This is a genomic window from Chryseobacterium sp. NG-CE01 (genome assembly GCF_055695505.1).
In genome coordinates, this window is record NZ_CM146369.1 from 2,855,214 (window position 1) to 2,867,300 (window position 12,087).

12 protein-coding genes and 3 tRNA genes are annotated in these 12,087 nt (G+C 37.8%); 9 read left to right on the forward strand and 6 right to left on the reverse strand.

Going from position 1 to position 12,087, the window contains the following annotated elements; translation table 11 throughout:
- The first annotated feature begins 145 nt into the window (after nucleotides 1-145).
- The 4 genes from ACYT6F_RS13260 to ACYT6F_RS13275 are packed head-to-tail and all read left to right on the forward strand — an operon-like array spanning nucleotide 146 to nucleotide 5,814.
- Complete coding sequence (locus tag ACYT6F_RS13260) at nucleotides 146-2,017, forward strand: DNA topoisomerase IV subunit B (RefSeq protein ID WP_472598143.1); 1,872 nt, start codon at nucleotides 146-148, stop codon at nucleotides 2,015-2,017.
- Between the two features lie 59 nt (nucleotides 2,018-2,076).
- Nucleotides 2,077-2,589 carry a hypothetical protein gene (locus ACYT6F_RS13265; RefSeq protein ID WP_472598144.1) on the forward strand — a complete coding sequence of 171 codons (513 nt, stop codon included), beginning with the start codon at nucleotides 2,077-2,079 and terminating at the stop codon, nucleotides 2,587-2,589.
- A complete protein-coding gene (locus tag ACYT6F_RS13270; RefSeq protein WP_472598145.1) occupies nucleotides 2,567-5,149 on the forward strand; it encodes a DNA gyrase/topoisomerase IV subunit A in 2,583 nt (860 codons plus the stop codon). The genes ACYT6F_RS13265 and ACYT6F_RS13270 overlap by 23 nt, the downstream gene beginning before the upstream one ends.
- Before the next feature lie 11 nt (nucleotides 5,150-5,160).
- A complete protein-coding gene (locus ACYT6F_RS13275; RefSeq protein ID WP_472598146.1) occupies nucleotides 5,161-5,814 on the forward strand; it encodes a rhomboid family intramembrane serine protease in 654 nt (217 codons plus the stop codon).
- 53 nt (nucleotides 5,815-5,867) lie between these two features.
- Here ACYT6F_RS13275 and ACYT6F_RS13280 read toward each other — a convergent pair whose 3' ends face one another.
- The 4 genes from ACYT6F_RS13280 to ACYT6F_RS13295 form a co-directional block, all read right to left on the reverse strand.
- Nucleotides 5,868-7,118, reverse strand: coding sequence for a hypothetical protein (locus ACYT6F_RS13280; RefSeq protein ID WP_472598147.1), 1,251 nt, complete (start codon nucleotides 7,116-7,118; stop codon nucleotides 5,868-5,870).
- Nucleotides 7,119-7,222: 104 nt separating this feature from the next.
- Nucleotides 7,223-8,074, reverse strand: coding sequence for a peptide chain release factor N(5)-glutamine methyltransferase (gene prmC, locus ACYT6F_RS13285; protein WP_472598148.1), 852 nt, complete (start codon nucleotides 8,072-8,074; stop codon nucleotides 7,223-7,225).
- Entirely contained in the window at nucleotides 8,075-8,833 is a 759-nt protein-coding gene (gene yaaA / locus ACYT6F_RS13290) for a peroxide stress protein YaaA (protein ID WP_472598149.1), read from the reverse strand.
- Between the two features lie 78 nt (nucleotides 8,834-8,911).
- Nucleotides 8,912-9,526, reverse strand: coding sequence for an L-threonylcarbamoyladenylate synthase (locus tag ACYT6F_RS13295; RefSeq protein WP_472598150.1), 615 nt, complete (start codon nucleotides 9,524-9,526; stop codon nucleotides 8,912-8,914).
- Nucleotides 9,527-9,627: 101 nt separating this feature from the next.
- Here ACYT6F_RS13295 and ACYT6F_RS13300 point away from each other — a divergent pair.
- The 4 genes from ACYT6F_RS13300 to ACYT6F_RS13315 all read left to right on the forward strand — a co-directional run bounded on the left by ACYT6F_RS13300 (nucleotide 9,628) and on the right by ACYT6F_RS13315 (nucleotide 10,438).
- Nucleotides 9,628-9,700 (forward strand) — tRNA-Met (locus ACYT6F_RS13300).
- Nucleotides 9,701-9,739: 39 nt separating this feature from the next.
- Nucleotides 9,740-9,812: transfer RNA gene (locus ACYT6F_RS13305), tRNA-Met, on the forward strand.
- 39 nt (nucleotides 9,813-9,851) lie between these two features.
- Nucleotides 9,852-9,924 (forward strand) — tRNA-Met (locus ACYT6F_RS13310).
- 103 nt (nucleotides 9,925-10,027) lie between these two features.
- Nucleotides 10,028-10,438, forward strand: coding sequence for a hypothetical protein (locus ACYT6F_RS13315; RefSeq protein WP_472598151.1), 411 nt, complete (start codon nucleotides 10,028-10,030; stop codon nucleotides 10,436-10,438).
- Nucleotides 10,439-10,480: 42 nt separating this feature from the next.
- Here the strand turns inward: ACYT6F_RS13315 and ACYT6F_RS13320 are convergent, their stop codons facing one another.
- Together ACYT6F_RS13320 and ACYT6F_RS13325 are read right to left on the reverse strand one after the other, a co-directional pair.
- Nucleotides 10,481-10,687 (reverse strand): hypervirulence associated TUDOR domain-containing protein, encoded by a 207-nt coding sequence (locus ACYT6F_RS13320; protein WP_472598152.1) that lies wholly within the window; start codon nucleotides 10,685-10,687, stop codon nucleotides 10,481-10,483.
- 111 nt (nucleotides 10,688-10,798) lie between these two features.
- Nucleotides 10,799-11,383, reverse strand: a complete 585-nt coding sequence (locus ACYT6F_RS13325) for a hypothetical protein (RefSeq protein ID WP_169230796.1) — start codon at nucleotides 11,381-11,383, stop codon at nucleotides 10,799-10,801.
- A 334-nt stretch (nucleotides 11,384-11,717) separates the two neighbouring features.
- Here ACYT6F_RS13325 and ACYT6F_RS13330 point away from each other — a divergent pair, with 334 nt between their 5' ends.
- A complete protein-coding gene (locus tag ACYT6F_RS13330) occupies nucleotides 11,718-12,083 on the forward strand; it encodes a BlaI/MecI/CopY family transcriptional regulator (protein ID WP_472598153.1) in 366 nt (121 codons plus the stop codon).
- Nucleotides 12,084-12,087: the final 4 nt, after the last annotated feature.

Sequence of the window (12,087 nt, forward strand, 5' to 3'; positions counted from 1 at the left end):
TGTTTTTATTTTACGGGATAATGTAATTACGTGTTTTTAGTATTAAAAACCTTGGGTTTTCAGATAAATATTCGTGAAAAATAATGCAAAAACTTCGGATATTTTTGTTCAATTTCGTATTTTTGTATGTTTGCTGAAATTACATATGTCACAAGAAATAAATCCAATCTATTCCGAAGATAACATCAGAACCCTCGATTGGCAGGAACACATCCGTTTACGCCCCGGAATGTACATCGGGAAGCTGGGAGACGGTTCTTCTGCTGATGATGGTATATACATTTTACTTAAAGAAATTCTGGACAACTCCATCGATGAGTTCAGGATGAAATCCGGTAAAAGAATCGAAATAAAAGTAGATGACGGCAAGGTTACTATCCGTGATTTCGGAAGGGGTATCCCGCTTGGAAAAGTAGTGGATGCTGTTTCTAAGATGAATACCGGAGGGAAGTACGACAGTAAGGCCTTCAAGAAATCCGTAGGTCTAAATGGTGTCGGTACAAAAGCCGTAAATGCTTTGTCTGAATATTTCCGCGTCCGCTCATTCCGGGACGGAAGACTGAAAGTGGCCGAGTTTTCCAAAGGAATGATCACGGAAAACTATGATGAAAAAGATACTTCCGACCGAAACGGAACTGAAATATCATTTATTCCGGACGGTGATATTTTCCTGAATTTCAAGTTTAGAAAAGAGTATATTGAAAGAATGCTCCGCAATTATGCCTATCTTAATCCCGGGCTTAAAATATTTTTCAACGGTGAAACTTTTTACTCCGAAAACGGACTGAAAGATTTGCTGGAAGAGGAGCTTGAAAATGAAACGCTTTATCCTATCGTTCACCTGAAGGATAATGATATTGAAGTGGCTATAACGCATACAGACAAATCCCAGACGGAAACATATTTCTCCTTCGTTAACGGGCAGAATACTACGCAGGGAGGAACACACCTCAATGCTTTCCGGGAAGCGTATGTGAAAACCATCCGTGAGTTTTTCAATAAAAATTTCGACGCTTCTGATGTCAGAAAATCAATTGTAGCGGCAATTTCCATCAATGTGGAAGAACCTGTTTTTGAATCCCAGACCAAAACAAAATTAGGTTCCAATGATATCGGACCCAACGGGCCGACCGTAAGGACTTTTGTGATTGATTTCCTGAAAAGTAAACTGGATAACTTTTTACATAAAAATCCTGAGGTAGCCGAGGCTATTCAGCGAAAGATTTTAATTTCCGAAAGAGAAAGAAAAGAACTTTCAGGAATCCAGAAGCTGGCCAGAGAACGGGCTAAAAAAGTTTCTTTGCATAACAAGAAGCTTCGTGACTGCCGACAGCATTACAACGATCAGAAAAACGAAAGAAAAGGAGAAACCCAGATCTTCATTACCGAGGGAGATTCTGCATCGGGATCGATTACCAAATCCAGGGATGTGGAAACACAGGCGGTATTTTCATTAAAAGGAAAACCTCTGAACTGCTACGGACTTACCAAAAAAGTAGTGTATGAAAATGAAGAGTTCAATTTGCTGCAGGCTGCTCTTAATATTGAAGAAAGTCTGGAAGATTTAAGATACAACCAGGTAATTATTGCAACCGATGCCGATGTTGACGGAATGCACATCCGGCTTCTGATGATCACATTCTTCCTGCAGTTTTTCCCGGACCTCATTAAAAACGGCCATCTTTATATTCTTCAGACCCCCTTATTCAGGGTAAGAAATAAAAAAGAGACAAGGTACTGTTATTCTGAAGCGGAGAGGGTAAAGGCACTGAGCGAACTTGGAAAGAATCCTGAAATCACCCGATTTAAAGGTCTTGGAGAAATTTCACCGGATGAATTCAAGCACTTCATAGGAAAAGACATCCGCCTGGAGCCCGTTGTTGTAGGAAAAGACCAGACCATCGATCAGCTCCTGGAATTTTACATGGGTAAAAATACACCGGACAGACAGGTTTTTATTTTGGAAAACCTTGTGGTAGAAGATCCGGATATAGATAAAAAAGAAGTATTGAGTTGATATAGTGCAGATGAAAAAATAATATTCGATAACCGAAAAAACACAAAACACACACAAATATGAGATTAAGTAACCGCAACAAAACTTCGGTATACAGCTTTATCAATACATTGCTGATGATGTTCCTGGCAGCCGGCGCAGTAGCCTATTTTCTGGAAGAAAACAGATTTAATATCCTGGGAAAGGAAAGCCTGCTGTTTATTGCTGTGCCACTGCTGTCATTGATATTGTTTTACCTCAACGGGAGACAGATTTTTGAATATGACAGTGACGGGGAGGCCCTTCATTTCAGGAACAGGAATGTAATTCCTTTTCTGCAAAAACCTCTGAACGATGAATTTCCAAAGTACAAACTGCTGAAATTTGAAATCATCAACATGTTTTTTATGAAAAGACTGTACATTACGATATCAAGCAAAAGCAACGGAGTAACCCTGCTGAAATATGAAATCTCATACCTTACAAGAAAACAGATTGCTGATTTAAGGTTTTCCTTGAATAAAGTAACAAAAACAAATAAAGAGAACAGCGCTAATAATAAAATAAATAATGACAGAAGAACACCCGCATGAAGGTGAAAGCCTAAAAAAAGTTTCCGGCCTGTATAAAGACTGGTTTCTGGATTATGCTTCTTATGTAATTTTAGACCGGGCCATTCCGTCGGTTTACGATGGTTTTAAACCTGTTCAGCGAAGAATCATGCATTCGATGCGTGAGCTGGAAGACGGACGGTACAACAAGGTTGCCAATATTGTAGGGAATACGATGAAGTATCATCCCCACGGTGATGCTTCTATTACGGATGCAATGGTAGGAATCGGGCAGAAAGAACTGCTGATAGATACCCAGGGAAACTGGGGAAACATCTATACCGGAGACTCTGCCGCTGCCGCAAGATATATTGAAGCACGCCTTACTCCTTTTGCACTGGAGGTGGTTTTCAATCCGAAAACTACAGAATGGGCAAAGTCGTATGACGGCAGGAATAACGAGCCGATTGACCTTCCGGTAAAATTCCCGTTGCTTCTGGCACAGGGTGTCGAAGGAATCGGGGTTGGACTTTCCACGAAAATTCTCCCGCATAATTTTAATGAATTAATCAGTGCTTCCGTTGCATATCTTAAAGGAAAACGATTTGAGCTTTTTCCTGATTTTATGACGGCAGGATATCTTGATGTTTCGGAATATAATGACGGTCACAGAGGCGGTAAAGTAAGAGCCAGAGCCAAAATTTCACCGCTGGACAAACATACGCTCATCATTACGGAACTTCCGTACTCCAAGACGACAAGTGATCTTATTGATTCCATTCTCAAAGCCAACGAAAAAGGGAAGATCAAGATTAAAAAAATCGAGGACAATACCTCGGATAAGGTTGAAATTCTGATTCATCTTCATAATGATGTTTCTCCGGATAAGACAATCGATGCTTTATATGCTTTTACCGACTGCCAGGTTACCATCTCACCGAATGCCTGTGTAATTGTTGGGGATAAGCCAATGTTCATGAATGTTTCCGATATTTTAAAAATGAATACCGATCATACGGTTTCATTGCTTAAAAAAGAACTGGAAATCGAGCTTCACGAATTGCAGGAAAGCTGGCATTTTTCTTCCCTCGAAAGAATTTTTATTGAAAACAGGATCTATCATGACATTGAAGAAGTAAAAACCTGGGAAGATGTGCTGAAAACGATTGACGCAGGGTTAAAGCCTCATACAGGACACCTTTTAAGAGCGGTTACTGAAGAAGATATCCTTAGACTAACAGAGATCAGGATCAAAAGAATCTCAAGATTCGATTTAGATAAATTTAAAGAAAATATAGCTGCCCTGGAAGGCAAAATCGAAATGGTAAAACACCATCTGAATAACCTTGTTCAGTACGCCATTGATTATTACCTCAATATTCAGAAAAAATACGGAAAAGACCGCCAGAGAAAAACAGAACTCAGGATTTTCGATACCATTGATGCAACGAAAGTTGCGGTGGCCAACGAAAAATTCTACGCGAATTTCGAAGAAGGCTTTATCGGAACGTCACTCAAAAAAGACCAGTATCTGTTTGACTGTTCGGATATTGACGACATTATTACCTTCAGAAAGGACGGAAGCATGAAAGTCGTGAAAGTGGAAGCAAAGACGTTTATCGGAAAAGATATCCTGCACGTTGCCATCTGGAAGAAAAATGATAAAAGAACGGTGTATAATATGATCTACCGTGAAGGCAGGGAAGGTCCGTATTATATGAAACGATTCTCTGTAACAGGAGTTACCCGGAATACCGATTATCCTTTGGCTTCAGACAAAAAAGGTTCTGAAGTGCTGTATTTCTCCGCCAATCCAAACGGGGAGGCAGAGACCGTTTCTGTTCTTTTAAAACCGAATCCGAGAATCAGGAAGAATAAAATGGATGTTGATTTCTCTGAGCTGGCCATTAAAGGACGGGATTCCAAAGGAAACCTGGTAACCAAATATTCGGTGAAAAAGGTAGACCTAAAAGAAGAAGGTGTTTCTACCCTTGCGCCGAGAAAAATATGGTTTGATGATACCGTAAGAAGACTGAATGCCGATGGGCGCGGTACATTGCTCGGAAGTTTTAAAGGAGATAATAAAATACTGACCATTAATACGAACGGTGAAGCGAAACTGGTCTCTTTTGACCTTGGAAACCGTTTTGACGATCAATATCTTGTCCTGGAAAAATGGCGCCCGAACCAACCGGTAACATGTATTTATTTCGACGGAGAAAAGGATATTTATTTCATTAAGAGATTCTTATTTGAAAATACCCCGAATATACAAACTTTCATGCCTTCGGAACATCCGAAATCGTTTATTGAAAACGTAATTGTTGCCAACGGCGCTACTGCTGAAATTATTTTCGCGAAAGATAAAGGCAAAGAAAGAGAGCCTGAAACCGTAAATATTGATGAGTTCATTGCCGTAAAAGGTATTAAAGCCATCGGAAACCAGTTTACGAAATTTAAGGTAAAGACAATCAATATTACCGTTCCCGAACCTGAAGAGGAAGAACCTGAAGTGTACGAAGACCCGGAGCCGACAGCCGGCATTGATGAAGATGGCATGATAGGTGATCTGTTTCAGAGTGAAAACAATTCTGATAATTAAATTGAAAAAGTATGAATATTTTAATATTAGTAATAGCCATTACCGCGATTATAAGCTTTGTTGCGCCCAACGGAAGCAGTAATTTCGAAAAATATAAATTCAATGTAGGAGCTATCCGCAACAGAAAAGAGTATATCCGCCTGCTTTCATCGGGATTTCTGCATGCAGATATTTTCCACCTTTTGTTTAATATGATGACGCTTTATTTTTTCGGGCCAGTGGTAATGCAGGCGTTCGGTAATGTGGGCTTTCTGCTGATTTATTTAGGATCAATCTTACTTGGAAATATATTCTCACTTTTTGTATACCAGAGACAGCCGTGGTATTCTGCAATTGGAGCGAGTGGAGGCGTTTCGGGGATTTTGTTCGCTTCAATCGCCATGATTCCCCACCTTGAAATTTATATGTTCTTTATTCCGATCGGGATTCCCGGATTTGTATTCGGACTTGTGTATTTCAGCTATTCCGTTTATATAATGCTGAATCCGAACCAACATGATAATATCGGTCATGCTGCACATTTGGGAGGTGCATTTTTTGGGCTGGTGTATGCTGTTGCTGTTCAGCCGCAGGCTGCCATCGCCAATTCTCCTTTTTTAGGAATTATGTCGCTTCCGCTGATTTATCTGGCGTATGAAATCTTTGTACGAAAAAGGATAGGATAGGTTAAAATTAAATGATAAAGTAAAACCAATGAACATTTCATTGGTTTTTTTGTTTATATCGTTTCAACTTTAATATTGTCCGAAAGGTATTTTGGAAGCCTTTTTACAGCATTAATGACCTTGGCATTATTAAATTTTTTCTCTGTTTTGCTTTTGGTGTAATAATTACAGTTTATATATAGAAAATAGGCTAAAACTCTGTTGTAATCATCAAGTTTTTCATCCTCGATCATCGAAAGAATTTTCGTAAGAAACAGCGCTCTGTCTTTCGATTCTGAAATAGCCCTTCCAAGTCTTCCGATGTCTCCGTAATAATGGTTTTTCTCCGCATTATCTATTCTGAAATAAATTCCCAGTAAAAGATCAGGAACATTAATGTCCAGTTCTTCCAGTTCTTTAATATATGTTTGACGGTCTTTCCACGCATAGCTTGCATCAGATACTCTTTCAAAACGGTCGTTCATGATATCGAGATGGGATCTTAAAAAGATTTCCCAATGAGCGGTTTCAGCAGATAAAAGTGCCATACTGATACCCTGAATTCTTGGGCTAAAATCCTGACTGCAGGATCCTACAGCCTCAGAAGCTCTCATTTTATCTAAAAGTTTTTCTTGGTCATTTTTAGATAAACTCTGCCAATTTTCAGGAAGAGAGATGACCGCATCAAATCTTTCTCTTTTAGCATTTTCTTTGAATTTCGTAATTGAAGTATCGATCAGACAATCGGAGTAAATAATTTGTTTTGAGTATTTTGGATCTAAAGGAAAGCTCTTAAAATTTTCCGGTAAATAAAATGCTTTGATATATGCCCCGGAATAAGAAGTTTTAGGGTGATATTCGTAAACCCACATCTCATTTTCGGGATTTTCTGCAGTAGATTTTTTATAATCTTTTTCTATATAGACTCCATAATTATCATCAAGTGACAATTCGTTATATATTACGATGTCCTTTTTATGATAATCCTTTGTCTTTGTTTTTGTAATAAGAATATCTTTTCTTACGGCAGCATCAGGATATTTCAAAATGAAATTTTCTAAAGAAATATTACTATCCAAATCATTTTTTGCCTCGGCAACATTTCCTGAGTTAAGATTGATAATACAGCCTTTTACCTGTTTCTTAGAATAATAAACTTTGGTAAGATCGCAGGTTTTATATTTAAGATGTAAGGAATCAACAATTTTCCCAAGCTTATCCATGGTTTTTTCATTGTAAATAAGCCCGTTCCTAAAAGTGGTAAATTCCTGCGCGGAGGTTAATGAAATAAATAGAATTCCTATAAAGCAAAATGTCTTTCTCATGTAATACACGGTTAGTTTGATTGATAACGTAGAGCTTTATAAAATATTTTATCTATTAAACATAAAGCCTATTCACTCCTTCTTCAACACTGGTATTAAGATTATTACTTTTTTCCAAAAACAAACCGGTCGTTTCCGGATAAATCTTTGATCAGCTCCGCTTCTGCAAAATGTTTGGTGTACAATTCCAGCGTTTCAGGACCCAGTTTCTGATTGATCTCAAGAAACAATAATCCGTTGTCTATTAAGAAATTCTTTGCATCCCCGGCAATTTTCCGGTAGAAAATTAAGGCGTCTGAAGTTGGGGAAAAGAGCGCCATTTCCGGTTCAAAACCTTTTACGGAATCTTCAATTTCGTCCTGCTCATCAATTCCAATATAAGGCGGATTGGAAATGATCACATCAAACTGATCTTTCAGTTCAAAATTCAGGTAATCGGCATGGATAAAATTGATCGAAAGCTGATGAAAATCTGCATTCCTCTTTGCCACTTCCAGGGCTTTTTCAGAATAATCAACAGAAAAAACTTCCGCATTTGGAAAATGCTTTTTCAAAACCAAAGGAATGATTCCGCTTCCCGTTCCGATGTCCAGGATTTTCAGGCTTTCAATTGGTAATGCTGAGGCATGGATTTTTTTTATAGCCAATTCCAGCAATTCTTCCGTTTCCGGCCTTGGAATCAGTACATGCTCGTTCACAAAAAAGGTCATTCCGTAGAATTCAGCTTCACCAAGAATATGCTGATATGGTTTACCGGTTTTCAGTTCGGTAAGAACTTCAGAAAGTTTTTTTTCATCGTCAATCAGCAATTCCTGATCTGAGAATCTTCTTTGGTAAAAAGAATTAAATCCCGTAATTTTTTCAATAAAAATTAAGCTTAAAAAAGCGGTTTCAGAATCTGTATATATTTCGGAAAGCTCTGTTTTAAAATGTTTTTTATATTCGGAAATCGTCATTTATCTTGTAAAAACCAGTTTTGTATCAGTAGATTTTTCCTCATCAATTCTATAGCCTTCATAGTTGAATGCTTTCACGTCATTCAGTGTTTTGGCATTGGTCTCTGCACAAAACCGAACGACCATTCCTCTGGCATGTTTGGTGTATACAACAATCGTTTTAGGATTTCCGTTTTTTAATTCATAAAAATCAAAATCAATAACCGTATGATTGAGCTTTTTTCGGTCTATTACTTTAAAATATTCGTTACTTGCCAGATTTAGGAGAATTTCATTTTTTTTCATTTCAGCATTCAGCTGGTCTGTAATCTTCTCTTTCCAGAATTCATACAGATTTTTATAGCTTTCAAATTCAAACGGCCGTCCCATTTCCAGGCGGTAGAGCATTACTTTATCCGAAGGTTTCAGCAATCCGTATAACCCGGAAAGAATCCTGTGGTTTTTCTGTAGGTAATCTACGGCGCTTTTATCCAGTGTTTTGGCGTTAAGACCTCTGTACACTTCTCCGGTAAAGGCATAAAGTGCCGGAGCAGATTCTTTTGCCGTAGGTTTTGCCTTCCATTTCTGGTTTCTTTCCCAGTTTTCGTCTGCCAGTTTTGCTGAGATTTCCATCAGCTCAGAAAGATATTTCGGAGATTTTTCTTTAAGGTATGATTGTATAAAAGCGGCGTCATCAATGAATCTGGGAACCGTTGTTTTCAGCAGATCCGTAGAATTCTCGGTATTCATCAATTTGGCAGGTGAAGTGAGTATTTTCATAATATTCAGTACAGAAATAATTCACTAATGCAAATGCATTATGAGTATAAAAATTTATTAAATGATTAAAATAAGACACTATAACATGATTCCTTTTCCCTGACGGATTACTTCGGGTTCTCCGGAGGTCAGATCGACAATCGTAGAAGCCACATTATCTCCGTATCCGGAATCAATGACAATATCTACCAGATGATCGTATTTTTCTGCGATCAGTTCCGGATCGGTAGAGTATTCAATGATTTCGTCATCATCTTTAATGGAAGTTGAGGCGATAGGATGTCCTAATTTTTCAACAATCAGATGGGGAATCGGGTGGTCCGGAACCCGGATTCCGATGGTTTTATGGCCTTTATAAGCTAAAGGCAGGCTTTTATTGGCATCGAGAATAAACGTAAAAGGACCCGGAAGGTGGCTCTTGAGAAACCTGAAAACTGAGGTGTCAATAGGTCTTGTAAAATCCGACAGATGGCTCAGATCATTACAGATTATTGAGAAACGCGCTTTCTCCAGCTTTGTTTTTTTTATCTGTGCGAGCTTTTCCATAGCTTTAATATCAAAAATATTGCAGCCCAAAGCATACACCGTATCGGAAGGATAGATGATAAGTCCGCCGTTATTTAAAGTTTTAATCACCTCATTGATAAGATTTTCCTGAGGGTTTTCGGGATAAATTTTCAATATTTTTGCCATAGTTCAAAGATACAAATATTAAAATAGTTTTGGTGAAAGTCCTTTATTTAAAAGAAAAATTAGGATTTTCAAAAAATTGTCGTATATTTGCAATCCAATATCGCGGGATGGAGCAGTAGGTAGCTCGTCGGGCTCATAACCCGAAGGTCATCGGTTCGAGTCCGGTTCCCGCTACTAAGATTAACGTTGTCGGTAACGTTACAAAAAATATACCGCGGGATGGAGCAGTAGGTAGCTCGTCGGGCTCATAACCCGAAGGTCATCGGTTCGAGTCCGGTTCCCGCTACTAATATAACGCTTGTCGGTAAGCGTTTCAAAAATATACCGCGGGATGGAGCAGTAGGTAGCTCGTCGGGCTCATAACCCGAAGGTCATCGGTTCGAGTCCGGTTCCCGCTACTACAGAGAGTATTGTCTATGGCAATACTCTTTTTTTTGTATGAATGTTTTTCCAATGGCTTAATTTATGCAGTTAGATTAATACACCATAAATTACAATACTATGTACAAAAAAATCCTGGCAGGTTTGGGCGGCGCCGTAGCACTAAGCCTTCTGCATGAAGCCATCAGAAAAAATTTCGATAATGTTCCCGAGATCAATAAAGTGGGAGAGAAAGCTTTAAATAAAGCGCTGGATAAAGTTGACGCGAAAGTTACCAACCAAGATCAGCTGTATGCTGCAACATTGGCAGGAGATGTCATCGGAAACGGGATGTATTATGCAGCTACGGCTACCAGCGGCTTTAATATGGCCTCCGGAGTATTGATGGGACTTGGAGCGGTTGTTATCCCTGAAAAATTAGGTCTTGATGATACGCCGGTTGCCGAGAATAATCAGAAGAAAATAATGACGGTTGCCTATTATCTCTTCGGAGCGATTGTTACCAAATTTATTTATGACAAAATAAAATAGATCAATATATAAATATAAGTAAAGGCCGCACTTTTGCGGCCTTTACATTTTCTTTAAGGCTGATGCTTTATGTACAGCTGATTTCCCGGTTTTTTCGCTCATTACTTCGTATTGCGGGCTGTCTTCGGAAGCTCTCCGCTGCCTGTCCATAAATACAAAATCCTTGGTGTGGACTTTCGTAACAGCTCCGTGGGTTTCGCCATTACTGGAATTCCACCGTACCATATCTCCTTTTTTTAATGTGCTCATCTGTATTGAATTAGTATTAAAATGGTACTAATTATTATGCCATACAATAATTTAGATAAAGGCAAAAAAAATCCCGCCTGTAAAAGCGGGAATATTTTGTTTAAAGAAAAATTATTCTACTATAAGCTGATTAAACGGTTTCAGCGCATTGTCGTCTGCTGTTGTCTGGCTTAAGAATTCTTTTTTCTGGTTTCCTTTCATTCTGTTGGCAGCATCACTTCCGTTGAAATAAGATTCGCTTAATTTTGTGGTTACTTCAGAAGGATTCATTTCAAATTTTGTATCACCTTCTACTCCAAGATATCCGTTCTTTCTGGTAAGGTTGGTAATATAGTTGTTGTAGTTGATAAGGGTACCTCTGAACATTGAGTTATGATACTCCATACACTTTTTAGCTTTTTTGGAAGAATTGTTGAGGATGCAGTTGTTCATGTTTCCTCTGTAAAGACGCCACTCCAGTTCTACTTTTCCATATTCTTTTGCTAACGCAGTGGTTCCGTTGGTAAGGATGTTGGGATCATTTTCTTTTTCGCTGATCTCTTTTAAATGTTTGATGACTAAAGGAACTGTATTTTCAATCTTGGTTTTCGCTTCACCTATTGCACTGAAATCTGCCGCGGGAGAACCCTTCTTCTGAGCATTGGTAACATTAAAAATCAGTAGTAATAGTACAAATAACAAATTATATCTTTTCATGAGAAATTTTTAAAGCACTAAAATAAATATATTTTCTGAGTTAAGACAAATTCATTTTAATTTTATTTAATAAAATTTAACAAGTTTTAAGAATTTTGGCGAGAATTATTCCTTTTCCTGAACATTTGTAGATTGATAATTTACTGCTGTTAAAAATTTAACAAATTTTAATAAAAAATATATTGCTGATTTTCAGTTAATTATAAATTAACACGTCTTATCACTAAAAAAATAGTTGTTTGAGAAGAAAATATTTCTACATTTGTATAACTAATTTCTTAGTGATATTGAAAATGTGAATAGATATCACGTAAAATGATAAATGAAAAAGAATATGAAAATTCAGACATTAACAAAAGCAGAAGAGCAGGTAATGCAGTATTTATGGAAACTGGAAAAAGGATTTTTAAAAGATGTCCTTGATCTTTTTCCTGAGCCGAAACCCCATACCAACACCGTTTCTACCATTCTTAAAGTATTGAAAGAAAAAGAATTTGTAGATTATAGTGTATATGGAAGACAGCATGAGTACTTTCCGCTGGTATCAAAAGAACAATACTCCGGAAAGACTATAAAAAGCCTGGTAAAAAACTATTTCAAAGGTTCTTATAAAAGTGCTGTTTCATTTCTGGTAGAAAAGAATGAAATGACCGTAGAAGACCTTGAAATGCTGTTGGATGAACTCAAAAAGAAAAACTGATAGC